This window comes from Pseudomonas fluorescens (assembly GCF_018614775.1).
In the GTDB taxonomy this organism is placed as follows: Bacteria; Pseudomonadota; Gammaproteobacteria; order Pseudomonadales; family Pseudomonadaceae; genus Aquipseudomonas; species Aquipseudomonas fluorescens_BY.
Genome location: NZ_JAGGOF010000021.1, coordinates 1 through 14,174, shown reverse-complemented (window position 1 = coordinate 14,174; position 14,174 = coordinate 1). Strand labels below are relative to the sequence as shown.

The following is a 14,174-nucleotide window of genomic DNA, read 5'->3' as shown; positions in this document are numbered from 1 at the left end:
TCAGACGTGCTCCGGGGCCAGTGCCAGCAGCGCGGCGCGGCTGCGTTCGAGAAAATGCTCTTTGCTCTCACCCTCTTCGATGCACAGCGGCGCACCGAAACTGGTGGTGCATAACAGCGGCAGTGGCAGCATCCGGCCCTTGGGCATGACGCGGTTGAGGTTGGCGATCCACACCGGGATCACCTCGACCTCGGGATGACTTTTCATCAAGTGGTAGATCCCGCTCTTGAAGGGCAGCAAGCCTTCCCCGGGGTTGCGCGTGCCCTCGGGAAAGATGATCAGCGAGTCGCCGCTTTCCAGGGCTTCGAGCATCGGCTGCAACGGATTGTACGAAGGGTCCTTGCGCTCGCGGTCCACCAGCACACCGTTGAACACCCGGTTGATGATGTAGCGGCGCAGCGGGCTCTTCTGCCAGTAATCGGAACCTGCCACGGGCCGGGTGAGCTTGCGCAGCGCCGGCGGCAGCGAGGCCCAGAGCAGCACGAAGTCACCGTGGCTGCTGTGGTTGGCGAAGTAGATCCGCTGCACCGGTCGCGGCGCGCTGCCGAGCCACAGGCTGCGGGCGCCGGTGACCATGCGGGCGGCGGAGGTGATGAGGTTGGCAACCACGGGTTCGAACATGAAGATTCCTTATCCTGAAAAAGCTAACCAAGGGCTGGCCAGGATGAAGCCCAGCGTCCAGACAACTTGTAGCGCCAGCAACAGCGACTGCCTGCGCAGCAAGCGCAAGGCGCCATCGCTGCGTTCGCTCCAGGGACGCCCGCCGCGTTCGGCCGGTTGCAAACCAAGCGCGGCGAGGGCCTGATCCAGGGCCTGGCTGCGCTCGGCCAGCGGTTGGGTGGCGTCCGCCACGCGCTGGAACAGATCGGCATCGAACGCCACGCGCAACGCCCAGTATTTTTGCAGCACGCCGAGGCTGAACAGCACGATGCTGAACAACAGCAGCCACGGATTGACGCTGCCCGCCAGCCACTGACCCAATCCCAACAGCGCCGCCAACAAGGTCAGCCCGGTGGAAAACTGGTCCAGCGAATGGCCCCGACGCAACAGGCTCGCCACGGTGTGCAGTTGCATGTCACTGCTCATGGCGCAGCGGCTCCAGCGCCTGACGGTGCGCCTGATGCAAGACAATCCGCGGGCGAACCCGTTGGATCTGCACAATCGCCGCGTCCACGCTCGCCGCCCGGCCGCTGTGCAGCAGCCAGGCGATCACCGCCGTGGCGCTGCGCGAATAACCCAAGGCGCAGCAGACCAGCACCGGCCCGTGTTGGCGCAGGCTTTCGATGGCCTTCGCTGCTTCAAGGCATTGCTCGGTGGTCGGCGCCGTGAGGTCCAGCACCGGCAACGAGCGATAGGCGATGCCGGTGCTGTCCATGGACAACTCGGCGCAGAGATCCAGCACCCCGGCAAACGCGCTGTCCTTCAACTCCAACGGCGTCGGGATGCGCCCGAGCCAGACGTTATCGGTCACGTGATCTGGCTGCGGATGCTTGCGCGTCCAGCAACGGGAGTTGATCCATGCCGCCGCCAGATACGGCGCCAGCAACCAGCGCACCGCCGGGCTCAGCCGACCATCGGCACGTTTCTGAAACCCGCCGGCATCGAACAGCAAATAATTCAGCGCCACCATCAGCACCGCCACCGCCGGCCAGATCAACCACAGCCAGGTGCCGCCAAAGGCGAACGCCGGTATGAACAGCGCCGCCGCACCCAGGCCATAACGCAGCGCCAGTTGCAGACGGCTGCGGTTCGAGGTCAGGCGAGCACTTTGCAGCGGGCTCGGCCGGTCCAGCGGCCACAACCAGACGCACAGCCAACCGGCCAATGCACCGGTCGGCACGTCGACAAAGTGATGCTGGTAAGTGGTCAGCACCGACACACCGATCAGCGCGAACCAGCCGTGCATCAGCCAGCGCCAAGCGCCCTGCAAATGCCGCTCATAGCAGACCCAGAGAATCACCAGCAGCGCGATGTGCAGCGACGGCGCCTGGTTGAACGGCTTGTCGAAACCGGCGAGCACGTCGAACAGCCAACCGAACACCCCGTCCATTTCCGGCCGGGGAAAGGTGAAGCGCAACGGCCAGATCAGGAAGCAACTGACCGCGATCGCCTGCGCCGTGAGCAGGCGCAAGGCGTGGCGCTTGAGTTCGGCGCGCGTGCTGGGCAACAGCAGCGACAGGCCGTAAAGCAGATCAATCGACCAGTACGGCACGATGGTCCAGGCCATGAACGGCAGGTGGCTTTCCCAGCCGAACACCAGCGTGCCGACGTCGTCGCGCTGGGACGTCACCCACGTCGCGAAGCCGTAGGTGCTGAAGAACAGCGGCGCAAGCAACAGCAGCCAGCACACCGCCGGTTTCAACAGGGCGGGCTCGCGGGCGGGGGCGATGACGGCGCTCATCACTGCACGCGCTGAGCCAGCGAAACGCTGAAGATGCCCCACTCATCGACCCGCAGGGTGATCTTGCGGAAACCCGCCGCCTCAACCAACTGATCCATCTCGGCCTGGCTGCGCCGACGCATCACCCAGGCCTGGCCGGCGCGGTGACTGGTGAGCGCGCGAGCGATCAGCTCCAGTTGCGGGTGCCACGGCTGGCCGGTGTAGATCAGGAAACCACCGGGCTCCACCGCTTCGGCCAGGCCGGCGAGCGAACCGCCGACCATTTGGTTGTCGGCAAACAACTCGTACAAACCGGAGACCACGGCAAGGGTCGGCTTGGGCTCCAGCGCGGCAAGATCCTGGCGGTCGAAGGCGTCACCTTTGACGAAACGTGCAATCTCGCCGAGGTTTTTTTCGACGATCAACGCGCTGCCGTCGCGCACGTTGATGTCGCTGTAGTCACGCAGCAGGATCGATTCGGGCAACGGGCTGACGCCTTGTAGCGCCTCGAGAATGTAGCGGCCATGACCGGCGGCGATGTCGACGATGCGCACCTCGCGGTTCTCTTCGCGCAACTTGCCCATCGCCAGACGCAGCAACTCCTCGACGTTCAGCTTGCGCTGGCGAATGCCGCGCCAGCCGATGGAGTTCAGGTAGTTCTGGTCGATCATCTTGCCAATCGGCGAGGTGCCGGTAGGGCGATTGCGGTAGACGTAATCCAGGGTGCTGCCGGAGTCGAAACCGGTGTCAAAACCCAACTTCACCCCGGCCGACAGCTTGCTGCCGAAACGCATGCTGGCGCGGGTCATGCGCCAGTACAAATCGCGCAGCGAATTGTGCGGCAGCGGCGTGGCCAGCGACTCGGACTCGGCGCAGGTCGCGCCCAGGCGGTCGGCGTCCAGCAGGGAAGGGCGGTCCAACGGGCGGGCAAAATTCTGCAGGATGAAACGCCGTGCACTGGCAATGGCCGGTGCGCGGTTTTTCTCGCCCAGGGTGTCGTGGAAGAACCCCGGCAGGATGTGTTTCTCCTTGTGCACGCTGCCCAGCCGCTCGAAGAACTGCTCCTGGGGTTTGCGGTGCACCACGAAGTCGGAACCGGAAATCAACAGCTGCGTCGGCACCTGGATCGCCTGGGCATCGGCGACCACGCGGTCGGCAGCCTCGTACAAGCCCAGCAACACGTTCACCGAAATCGCCTTGGTGATCAGCGGATCGCTGTCGTAGGACGCCACCCGCTCCGGATCATGGCTGAGGAACTTGGCCTTGACGTAACTGTTGACGAAAAAGTTGCCGCGAAACTTGCGCATCAGCGCCAGCCCCGGACGGGCGAACGGCACGTAGAGCTTCACCTTGAACGCCGGCGACGCCAGCACCAGCGAGCGAATGCGCGGCGCGTAATCGTGGACCCAGGTCGACGCAATCACCGCGCCGACGCTCTGCGCCACCACGGCAATGTTCTGCTCGTCGATCTGATGCGTCGCGCCGATGTGATCGCAAAAGGTCTGCACGTCCCGCGCGCTGGTGGCGAAACTCGGGCTGTCGCCCCGTGCGCCGGGAGACTGCCCATGGCCGCGGGCGTCCCAGGCAAAGAACTCGAAACCGGGCAAATCCAGCTCATCCACCAGGTGCGCAATGCGCCCGGAGTGCTCATGACCACGGTGAAACAACAACACAGCCTGGCGGGGTTCACCCGGGTCCGCGGCCACGGCCGGCCAGTGCCGGTAGAACAACTCCACGCCATCGTGGGTGGTGAACGTCCGGTCTTGAGCTTCGCGCATTGCAAGTTCCTTTATGCTGAGGGAGCGTTTTCCTTCACTTGGCCCAGGCCACGACGGACCCGGTTGACCAAGGTATAAACCAACAGGGCGGCAACCACCGCCATCACACCATCGACCCACCCGGCGCCGAGCCAACCCAGGGCAACCCCGGTGGCCAACACGCCAAACACAAAGGCCCGATCACTTTTGCCCATCGGCCCGTCATAGCGCCGCGAAGCCCCGACCATCGCCCCCAACACGCCAGCGTATTCACTGAACAACGCCAACAGAGTGACGCACAACACCAGCAACAGACTGGCATCGAGAATCAGGGCAAAAGGCAGGATCAAGGCAGCGTCGGCGATGATATCGCATAGCTCATTGAGGTAGGCGCCCAGATGCGATTGCTGCCCAAACTCCCGCGCCAGCATGCCGTCCACCGCATTCAAGGCCATGCGCAGGAACATCCAGACCGGCACCAGCACGAACACCCACGGGTGATCGGCGAACCAGGCAATCACCGCCCCCACCAGCACCGAAATGATGCCGGCGAGCAGGGTGACCTGATTGGCAGTCACGCCCTTGTCATAGAGGCGCTGGACGGCGGGGCGCAGCAAGTTCTGGAAAGCGGGTTTGAGCTGGTAAATGGAAGGCATTGGAACGGAATCTCGGGCCGGTTTTTCGGATGAGCGGTGCGCAGGTGCGAGATTACGATAGGTTGGAGGGTTGCTGGTGGGTATTTCTCGAGATTTGGGCTTGGGTATACATCTCGGATGGATCTGCCAGCGTGGGCCCGGCTGGCACCACGCATTTTCAAAGGTGGGAGCGGGCTTGCTCGCGAATACGGTTTATCAGTTAACACCTATGCCGACTGATGCGCCGCCTTCGCGAGCAAGCCCGCTCCCACAGAGACCGCGGGATGATCCTGAATCTCAGGCCCACCGCTAGTCCGCTGTGGGAGCAAAGCTTGCTCGCGATGGCGGTGTACGAGCCTGCGACAGTGCCGCAGAGATAAATTATTCAATGCAAACAATTTGGATAATTCGGTTGTCGCCGTTTAATGTCGTGTGGGTCCACTTCTCTAATGTCTTTATCTGATCTGGCAGAAGGTCGTACCCATCATATGGGTCTTCAGGCTGCGTCCATCCCATTAGCTCCGCTAATTGCTCTGAATACGACAGTGGTATTTCCACGCTCTGCAATAACTCTTCGGTCACCCTGTCGAAAACCTCGATTACATGTTTCATTTTTCTACTCTTCTCGATGGATCCGCAGGTTTTGTTTGCTCGCCCGTTTCGGCGTTGAACTCGCCTAGGTGCTTACCTTGTTTTGTGTATACCTCCACCGCGCCATGTTGTGAGTCCCATTCATAGATCGTTCCTGAGCGATCTTTCCAACGCCGGCGTTTTTTGCCTCCTCCGCGTACAACCGTTTTCATCGGGGCAGACTTCGCATCGGGGAACGCTGGGAGTGATGATGGGGAAGGGTAATACTTGTGATCCCCCGGAACACTCACAACAACATAAACCGGCCTAACCCCCGAATCAGCCGGAAACACCAAAATAAAATCCCGATACTCCGGCGGATAAATCGGATCAACAATAATGCTGTCGGCCATCGGTGTCGGCGGATAGATCCAAACCGCAGGCGCCTGAGGCGCCGCTTCTAAGGCCGGGATACCCAGCGTGTCAGCCGGATCAATAGCAGGCGTCCAGATCAACTCCACGCCGTCGCCCAGATCAGCAACGTACCGGTCAGCCCAAGGGACAAGGTGAACCACATCCACCATTTCCCAATCACGACGCTGCCCGGTGTAATAGCCATAACCCTTGAGTCTGCCATCCGCCTGCTGCTCAATTTGCAAACGCACACGGCTGCGCGCCTGCTTGAGATTGCGCAGTTGCTCTTCGGAATAAAGCGAGCTATCGCCCAGGCTGGAAGGCCAGAGCAAGGCGACCAGGCCGGTTAACAACCCAGTGGCGACGGTGCCGCCTACCGTCGCCCCGACCGTTTCAAGCGCGGTACCGCCGAGGGCGAGGCTGCCCACCGAAGCGGGTATCACACCAGCGGCAATCCGCTTGAGCGGAACAGCCCCCGATGCGTCAGCCTGCCTGCCGCCGAGCCAAACCAACTCGCCGTACTGCTTGACCAGGTCTGCCGGCACGTAGCCGTTGGGATTGCTGTAGTCGGTAATGCCGTCAGGCAGCTTGCAGCTCTTGGCGAACACGCTTCCAACCATGGGTCGTAGCTTTTTCTCCACCGTGGCCCAGCGTTCCTTTTCATAGGCAGCCTGCCGGGCAAGCATGGCCTCATGAGCCAATTGCCCGGCTTCGCGCGCGGCCAGTTCGCTGGGCGTCATGTCCCGATAGGTGACGTGATGCCCGTCGCCGCCGGGCGGGTTTTTAACCTGGGGGATATCTTTTTTGCGTGTCACGGAGGGGTAAGTCTCGTCCAGTCAAGGCAGGACGGACGCTAACGCAGGGGTTGAGGGCAGCGCTGTAGGGCGCTTCTGTGAAGGCTGTGCCCTTTCTCCACAAGTCTTGTGAGAAGCAGTTTTACAAATCAGTGGGTTCATATTTCTGCTGGAATATGTCGATAAGTACGGCCCGCATACCTACCGCTACAAATAACGCGCCCCGCCTCCAGCGCGCCAACCACTCAAGCCCAGCCCCCGTCCTCTAGGGAGTGAGCCTGCTCGCGATAGCGGAATGTCAGCTGGCGACGATTTTGGCTAAGCCGACGCCTTCGCGGGCAAGCCCGCTCCCCCAGACTGGTCAAATGTCGGAAAAGGCTCGAGTCTCGCACAGTAGTTTTTCGGGGGCATTGGTCAGTATTCCTGCACTGATTTATACTCAGCGCAGAATGAGCATTGTTTGTTTAAAAAAATTCTTATTAAACAAATGGTTATTGGATATTTCTGGTTTAGTGATATCGGTGGTGAGCCATGGTTATCGAAGAGCGGCTTAAAAGATCAATCGCTTTGCGCAAGGACGATGTGTTTCTGCGTTCCGAGTTTTACGGCTTTGGCAGCCCCGCTCAGGTATCGCGAGCCTTACGTCATCTGGTTGCCAATGGCGTATTGGTCAAGCTCGGCGTAGGCGTTTTCGCAAAGGCGAAACCGAGCGTGCTCACGGGCAAGCCGATCCCGGTTCGTCCGCTTGAAGTTTTGGCGCCTTTGGTTTTGCAAAAGCTTGGCGTGAAGATCACCGCAGGTCGTGCAGCGCGTGAATACAACGCCAGCGACAGCTTGCAACTGCCTGCCGGTATCGTTTTTGACACGGGACCACGGCGCATCAATCGGAAACTTGGCTTTGGCGGCCGTTACGTTGTCTATGAAAACCATCACGCTTGAGCAGGTTGAGCTAATCGATGCCGTATTGGCCGAGGGCGGTGTCGGACTGCTGACGGCCAGCATTCTGGAAAAAGACGTGCACGTAACGGATGCTTTGCAGGCCCTGATGGGTATGCGGTTTCCAGGTACTCGCTTGGTGTTTTGTGGTGGAACGAGCTTGTCCAAGGCCTATCGACTGATCGAGCGCATGTCCGAAGACGTCGACTTGAAAATCGTACTGGATGAGCCGCAGACCTTGAGCGCCTCGGCTCGAAAGCGTCACCTCAGCCAACTGAAAGTAGAGGTGTGTCGTGCACTCACCAGGCTCGGCTTCGAGGAAAGCGTAGAGGAGCGTGTTGCCCGGAATGAAAACCGATACTTCGCCAGCCGTTGGCAATATTCCCCGCGGTATCCCCACGATGCCAGTCTGCGCCCGTATTTAAGTCTCGAACTGACTGCGCGGACCCCGCAATTTGAAACGACGCAGCAGCCGCTGGAATATCTGGTGAATCGACTTGCCGCGAGGCTTGGAGAAATGGGCGATATTTCCTGTGTGGCGGTTGAAGAAACGCTGGCCGAGAAAGTCATTTCATTTCTACGGCGCTATGCCCAGCACCGCGCTGGTGCCATGCTTCAAGCGTGGGACGATACGTTAGTGCGGCATATCTACGATGTTTACTGCATAAGCCTCGGCGATCCTGCTGTTGGCGAACGAGCTGCTGGCGGTTTCAAACAGCTGGTAGCATTCGATGCTCAAGAATTTGGTCGACAGTTTCTGCCGTTCGGTGCCGATCCGGGGCACGTCATGCGGGAGGCGCTTCGGCAGGTAGGCTCGGATGCCGAGATTCGTGGCCAGTACAACGCAAAGCTGATGCCGCTGATTTTCGGCGCTGTGCGCCCCAGCTTCGATGAAGCGTATGCCGTGTTTCGGCTCCATGCTGAAGCTTTGATCAAGACCCTTTAAATTCTTCTACTTAAAAAATCACCCGTCCCTCAACCAAACCCTGTGGCCTGGTCGGAAACTCTGCTTTGAGAGCGTCTCACTGCCGATCAAGCGCCGCCGCTGGTTAAAAAAAGTACCAGGTTTCGAGGTAGCTCGATTGAGCATGCCTCCTCCAAAGCTTCAATTTGAGCTTTATCTAATCGATAGTCGTACAAGTAATCTTCCTCCTGCACCCAGTTCATTATTTTCGCAAGGTCCTTGCTTTCAATAGGGAGCTTTATCTCGTACGAAGCAAAATCCTCTCCGTCAACTACGCCCATTATTGCGTGGTTCATGGTTCTATCGTCCTCGTTCGGTTGGCGGGTTTTAATTCTTCTCCTCTGGCAGCTCGCCGATTTCTCCCCCGGAGCCAGCCGCTGTTCTGTGCAGGTTCAGCGCCTACCATCTTCAACCTGCCTGAGTCCGCGTTGCGATGGAAAGTCGCCACCGAACGTTGCCTAGGAAGAGTGGTTATTCGGCGAGGTGTCTGATATTCATCCCCACCCACTAAACCTGCACTAATTTCCCATGTGCGATGAAATCTGGAAGTCGTATTTCGGATCATCGAAGTTCGTACCTATCATTTTTTCGATTTGGATGATTTGATCCTGGGTTAGGTTGTATACGAACAATTCGTCCTCGGGTTTGATCCAATGCATGATCGCTCTCAGCTCATCAACGTGACCAAGTGGAATCGGGAGTACAAACTTTAGATCCTCAGTGGTTTTGTCGAATGCACAAATTTCAAAAATCATGGTTCTATCTTCCGTTTCGGATTGGCTGGTTTGATTGTGTACCCGCGGACACCCCATTCAAATGTGGGAGCGAGCCTGCTCGCGATAGCGGAGTGTCAGATGGCGACGATAGTGACTGTGCCGGTGTCTTCGCGATTCCAAGCCCGCTCCCAGATGGGCTCCGGTGATCCGGAACCAGTGCGTAGTTACCAATTGTCGCGATAGTCGAATGCAACTTGATAGTCGTAGCTGGCCCAATCAATAGGATGCTGAAAGTGGGGTTGCAGGATATCTACCCATTCCAGGGGTACATCAAATCCCCCATTGTTTATGCTGTTCGAGAGTGGAACTCCCAGCGCGTCAATAACACCGCTGTCTTCGCCAAAATCTTTTGAATATTCTTCCCCCTCATAAGATTCTGTTTTCTTGCTATACCACTCAAGTCTCAGTTTGAGTCCCATCTAGTCCTCACAGATATTTCTTGATGCTGCGGTTTTTTTTGGGGCCGTCTGTTTGTTCGCCAGTGATGGGATCGTACGCACCTAGATGGCTGCCGTCGCTTGAACGGTAGGCTTCCAATTCGCCGTGTGAGGAATCCCATTCATAGATTGTTCTCCCCTTTGCATCAATCCATCGATCCCGAAGGCTCCCGCCTCCTTGCGCCGGCGTTTTTTTCTTGCCTCTTTTCAATCCGGGAAAGCCGGTTATTTCATGCGTTTTCGGCGCTGGGTGATAGCCGTGTCCGGCTTCGGCTAACCCTTTGCGAGGCACACTCAGAACAACATAAACCGGCCTAACCCCCGAATCAGCCGGAAACACCAGAATAAAATCCCGATACTCCGGCGGATAAATCGGATCAACAATAATGCTGTCGGCCATCGGCGTCGGTGGATAGATCCAGACCGCAGGCGCCTGAGGCGCCGCTTCCAAAGCGGGAATACCCAGCGTGTCAGCCGGATCAATAGCCGGCGTCCAGATCAGCTCGACACCATCGCCCAGATCAGCAACGTACTGGTCAGCCCGAGGAACGAGGTGAACCACATCCACCATCTCCCAATCGCGATTCTGCCCGGTGTAATAGCCATACCCCTTGAGGCTGCCATCCGCCTGCTGCTCGATTTGCAAACGCACACGACTGCGAGCCTGCTTGAGATTGCGTAGTTGTTCTTCGGAATAAAGCGAGCTATCCCCCAGGCTGGAAGGCCAGAGCAAGGCGACCAGGCCGGTTAACAACCCAGTGGCGACGGTGCCGCCTACCGTCGCCCCGACCGTTTCAAGCGCGGTACCGCCGAGGGCGAGGCTGCCCACCGAAGCGGGTATCACACCAGCGGCAATCCGCTTGAGCGGAACAGCCCCCGATGCGTCAGCCTGCCGGCCGCCAAGCCAAACCAGTTCGCCGTACTGCTTGACCAGGTCTGCCGGCACGTAGCCGTTGGGATTGCTGTAATCAGTAATGCCGTCAGGCAGTTTGCAGCTCTTGGCGAACACGCTTCCAATCACGGGTCGTAGCTTTTTCTCCACCGTGGCCCAGCGTTCCTTTTCATAGGCCGCCTGCCGGGCAAGCATGGCCTCATGAGCCAATTGCCCGGCTTCGCGCGCGGCCAGTTCGCTGGGCGTCATGTCCCGATAGGTGACGTAATGGCCGTCGCCGCCGGGCGGGTTTTTAACTTGGGGGATATCTTTTTTGCGTGTCACGGAAGGGGAAGTCTCGTCCAGTCAAGGCAGGACGGACGCTAACGCAGGGGTAGAGGGCAGCGCTGTAGGGGCTTTTTTGTATCAGGCGTGCCGTTTTCCATAGGCTCTGTAGGAAAAGCGCGGAGAGACTGAAGTTGCTGATGGATCGGACGTTTGGATAGTGTGAAGGAACGGCATTGCCCCTAGTTGAAGAAGGCATTTACAAGGAGCGTTTCAGATGTTGCGGATAGATTGGCTCGAAAAACAAATGGATAAATGCGACCTGATGGCCGAATGGCTTTATCGGGAATTCAGCTACGAATTTGCGCAACAATCCCTCACCCATTGGCAGCATGAATTCTCGACGGGGCAGGGCGATGGCTCGTGGAAGTGCCTGATCGCCACGGAACAAGGCCAATTGCTGGGCGGCGCCTCGCTTGCCAGCAACGACCTGCCTGCTCGGCCAGAGCTGGGCCCGTGGCTCGCTTGCGTATACATCGCCCCCGAAGCTCGACCCAGAGGGCTCGCCGCGCAATTGATCGAAGGTATCTGCTGCCATGCAAAAGAGGCTGGATTCACCACCTTGTACCTGCACACCCACAACCAAAGTCAGTACTACGCCAAGCTTGGCTGGGAAGTCTTGGAGCGCTTCGAGGCCTGGGGAAAAGAGCAAAGCCTGATGTTCCGAAGCCTATAAGCGGCAGGATCAGGACATAGGCCGTGGTCACACAATCTCCCTCTGTGGGAGTGACCTCGGAACACAAGTCGTCCCCTGACAACCAAGCGACGCCGCCTCAAAAAACCTGTTGCCCTGTGCTCATCGAGCTTTTGTACAGCCCCCGTATGGCTACCCGTGTTGTGTCGGGTTTGCGCCGGAATGCACGCTGAGTTAACCGAACCCGGCATTCACTGCTTCCACCCGTTACGCGCTTTCCATGAGTAGTGGTTCAGAGCACTGAGCGTGCAGGCAACGTCGTCGATCTCTCCATGAATTAACTTCTGTAAACGACTGTAGCTGAAACGTATCAGCTTCAAGAAAAAACCAAATTATGCACAAATGCATTTTTTTCTTGACCCGCGCGGATGCGTCCCTATAAGGTAGTTTTACTGTATGCGCATACAGTATTTCTTAACCGTTGTTTATTTGAATCCATTCATGGACGAGGTAATAGCTTATGAAAACCAACGCTGAAAAATTCGGTGTAACCCCCCATCAACCCAGCCGTTGGACCCGCGCGGATGCGCTGAAAGTCCGGGCGGACGATCCCACCACCACCCAGCCGCTGGTCAGCGCGGATTTCCCGGTATTGAGCAACGACGTGTTTATCTGGGACACCATGCCCCTACGCGACTTGGACGGTAACGTGACATCCGTCGATGGCTGGTCGGTGATCTTCACGCTGACTGCCGATCGTCATCCAAACGACCCGCAGTACCTTGACGAGGACGGTAACTACGACATCCTCCGCGATTGGAACGATCGTCACGGTCGGGCAAAGATGTACTACTGGTTTTCTCGGACCGGCAAGAACTGGGAATTCGGTGGCCGCGTGATGGCCGAAGGGGTTTCGCCGACCGCTCGCGAATGGGCCGGCACGCCGATTTTGTTGAACGACCGAGGTGAAGTGGACCTGTATTACACCGCCGTCACCCCAGGCGCGACTATCGTCAAGGTGCGCGGTCGGGTGGTAACCACTGAACATGGTGTCAGCATGGTCGGCTTCGAGAAGGTCAAGCCGCTGTTTGAGGCCGACGGCAAGATGTACCAGACCGAAGCCCAAAACGCTTTCTGGGGATTTCGTGACCCATGGCCATTCCGCGACCCTAACGACGGCAAGCTGTACATGTTGTTCGAGGGTAACGTGGCCGGTGAGCGCGGCTCGCACAAGGTAGGCGAGGCAGAAATCGGCGATGTGCCGCCGGGTTATGAAGATGTCGGCAACTCGCGCTTCCAGACCGCCTGTGTTGGCATCGCCGTGGCCCGCGACGCAGACGGGGACGACTGGGAAATGCTGCCGCCACTGCTGACGGCCGTGGGGGTCAACGACCAGACCGAGCGCCCGCATTTCGTGTTCCAGGATGGCAAGTACTACCTGTTCACGATCAGCCACACCTTCACCTATGCCGACGGTGTGACCGGGCCGGACGGCGTGTACGGTTTTGTCGCGGATTCGCTGTTCGGCCCTTACGTGCCGCTCAACGGTTCCGGCCTGGTGCTGGGCAACCCGTCCTCCCAGCCATTCCAGACCTACTCGCACTACGTGATGCCAAACGGCCTGGTGACCTCCTTTATCGACAGCGTACCGACCGACGAAACCGGCACGCAGATTCGTGTGGGTGGCACTGAGGCACCCACGGTAGGCATGAAAATAAAAGGGCAGCAAACCTTCGTGGTGGCCGAGTACGATTACGGTTACATCCCGCCGATGCTCGACGTCGCGCTCAAGTAATAGCAACACAGGGCTTTCAGGCAGCGGATTTGTGGTCGATGACAAAACCGTTGCGGATATGATCGAGATATCCCGCCTGATTTATTGCGATGTTGGTCGCAAGCCCCATCGAACAATGAGGGGAAACCCTCTTGCGACTGGCTGCAAGGACGCATCCAGTCGCGCTCCCGCCAATCCCATTTTTGAAACCCTGGCGTGTCGCCATTTTTCGATTTCGGCGACACGTTCCATCGTCATGTCGCCAGTAGCGACATAGGCACACCAGCTCCTCTGTGGGAGCGAGCCTGCTCGCGATAGCGGCCTATCAGCCAAATAGACCAGCATCCTACAGACCAATCAGCAGCCCGACACAACCCCAATATCCAGCCCACACCGCCTTGCGCCATTGCCTACAACTACGCCAGAATCCGCCGGCTTGTGCACCTTGGGCCACGCCGGTAGTTTGAGTCCTGTCACTGCTCATCAGTGATCGGGTTTAGTCGCCCAGGATGAAACAGGTTGTGCAAGGCGTCATCCAGTCAGGATTCCATCCTGAACTCGATGGTGGCTGTGCGCAGGGCGTCCTCGGACGCGCCGGTTTCTTGTTTCCCCGGTCGACTAACCTGCGTACAGCTGCCTCCCATCGTTTAGTCGCGAGCGGGTGATGGCTCCAACTACAGGAAGCAAGACGATGGCAAAAGTTACTCCGAACCCTCCAGCGACAGACGAAACCGTATCCCGCGCCCAGTCGGCTCGTAACAAAAAGCTCGACGACGACGCAGCGACGCGAGCCTTGGACTTCTACCTGAAGCCCACGCCCGAAAAAGAAACGTCCGACAAGGCCCACCCTCTTTTCCTAATTGCTCCGTAACCGATCCATAAACCCC

15 protein-coding genes are annotated in these 14,174 nt (G+C 58.5%); 4 read left to right on the top strand and 11 right to left on the bottom strand.

The features are described from left to right. From J7E36_RS05920 to J7E36_RS05895, 7 genes are all read right to left on the bottom strand, one after another. The gene (locus J7E36_RS05920) at positions 1-621 is read right to left on the bottom strand and encodes a lysophospholipid acyltransferase family protein (protein WP_215000852.1); all 621 of its coding nucleotides are present in this window, start codon (positions 619-621) and stop codon (positions 1-3) included. Positions 622-630: 9 nt separating this feature from the next. Then, entirely contained in the window at positions 631-1,086 is a 456-nt protein-coding gene (locus tag J7E36_RS05915; RefSeq protein ID WP_215000849.1) for a hypothetical protein, read from the bottom strand. Further along, the gene (locus J7E36_RS05910; protein WP_215000846.1) at positions 1,076-2,401 is read right to left on the bottom strand and encodes a phosphatase PAP2/dual specificity phosphatase family protein; all 1,326 of its coding nucleotides are present in this window, start codon (positions 2,399-2,401) and stop codon (positions 1,076-1,078) included. Before J7E36_RS05910 ends, J7E36_RS05915 begins: the two co-directional genes overlap by 11 nt. Next, positions 2,401-4,158: a bifunctional alpha/beta hydrolase/class I SAM-dependent methyltransferase gene (locus J7E36_RS05905; RefSeq protein WP_215000844.1), complete on the bottom strand. Its 1,758-nt coding sequence runs from the start codon at positions 4,156-4,158 to the stop codon at positions 2,401-2,403. Before J7E36_RS05905 ends, J7E36_RS05910 begins: the two co-directional genes overlap by 1 nt. 11 nt (positions 4,159-4,169) lie before the next feature. Next, positions 4,170-4,793 carry a CDP-alcohol phosphatidyltransferase family protein gene (locus J7E36_RS05900; protein WP_215000840.1) on the bottom strand — a complete coding sequence of 208 codons (624 nt, stop codon included), beginning with the start codon at positions 4,791-4,793 and terminating at the stop codon, positions 4,170-4,172. 360 nt (positions 4,794-5,153) lie between these two features. Beyond that, positions 5,154-5,384, bottom strand: coding sequence for a DUF7683 domain-containing protein (locus tag J7E36_RS25505; RefSeq protein ID WP_435304159.1), 231 nt, complete (start codon positions 5,382-5,384; stop codon positions 5,154-5,156). Beyond that, positions 5,381-6,571 carry a colicin E3/pyocin S6 family cytotoxin gene (locus J7E36_RS05895; RefSeq protein WP_231286431.1) on the bottom strand — a complete coding sequence of 397 codons (1,191 nt, stop codon included), beginning with the start codon at positions 6,569-6,571 and terminating at the stop codon, positions 5,381-5,383. Before J7E36_RS05895 ends, J7E36_RS25505 begins: the two co-directional genes overlap by 4 nt. Before the next feature lie 510 nt (positions 6,572-7,081). Here J7E36_RS05895 and J7E36_RS05890 point away from each other — a divergent pair. Further along, positions 7,082-7,489 carry a DUF6088 family protein gene (locus J7E36_RS05890; protein ID WP_215000837.1) on the top strand — a complete coding sequence of 136 codons (408 nt, stop codon included), beginning with the start codon at positions 7,082-7,084 and terminating at the stop codon, positions 7,487-7,489. Continuing rightward, complete coding sequence (locus J7E36_RS05885) at positions 7,470-8,432, top strand: nucleotidyl transferase AbiEii/AbiGii toxin family protein (RefSeq protein WP_215000834.1); 963 nt, start codon at positions 7,470-7,472, stop codon at positions 8,430-8,432. Before J7E36_RS05890 ends, J7E36_RS05885 begins: the two co-directional genes overlap by 20 nt. An 86-nt stretch (positions 8,433-8,518) precedes the next feature. Here J7E36_RS05885 and J7E36_RS05880 read toward each other — a convergent pair whose 3' ends face one another. The 4 genes from J7E36_RS05880 to J7E36_RS05870 form a co-directional block, all read right to left on the bottom strand. Next, complete coding sequence (locus J7E36_RS05880) at positions 8,519-8,746, bottom strand: hypothetical protein (RefSeq protein WP_215000831.1); 228 nt, start codon at positions 8,744-8,746, stop codon at positions 8,519-8,521. Positions 8,747-8,968: 222 nt separating this feature from the next. Continuing rightward, entirely contained in the window at positions 8,969-9,205 is a 237-nt protein-coding gene (locus J7E36_RS25500) for a DUF7683 domain-containing protein (protein ID WP_435304158.1), read from the bottom strand. A gap of 185 nt (positions 9,206-9,390) precedes the next feature. Then, the gene (locus tag J7E36_RS05875) at positions 9,391-9,645 is read right to left on the bottom strand and encodes a colicin E3-like toxin immunity protein (protein WP_215000828.1); all 255 of its coding nucleotides are present in this window, start codon (positions 9,643-9,645) and stop codon (positions 9,391-9,393) included. Between the two features lie 7 nt (positions 9,646-9,652). Continuing rightward, entirely contained in the window at positions 9,653-10,879 is a 1,227-nt protein-coding gene (locus J7E36_RS05870; RefSeq protein WP_231286430.1) for a colicin E3/pyocin S6 family cytotoxin, read from the bottom strand. A 217-nt stretch (positions 10,880-11,096) separates the two neighbouring features. Here J7E36_RS05870 and J7E36_RS05865 point away from each other — a divergent pair, with 217 nt between their 5' ends. Beyond that, on the top strand, positions 11,097-11,555 hold the full coding sequence (locus J7E36_RS05865) for a GNAT family N-acetyltransferase (RefSeq protein ID WP_215000825.1): 459 nt from the start codon (positions 11,097-11,099) through the stop codon (positions 11,553-11,555). Positions 11,556-12,033: 478 nt separating this feature from the next. Continuing rightward, positions 12,034-13,308, top strand: coding sequence for a glycoside hydrolase family 68 protein (locus J7E36_RS05860; RefSeq protein ID WP_215000822.1), 1,275 nt, complete (start codon positions 12,034-12,036; stop codon positions 13,306-13,308). The last annotated feature ends 866 nt before the right edge of the window (positions 13,309-14,174 follow it).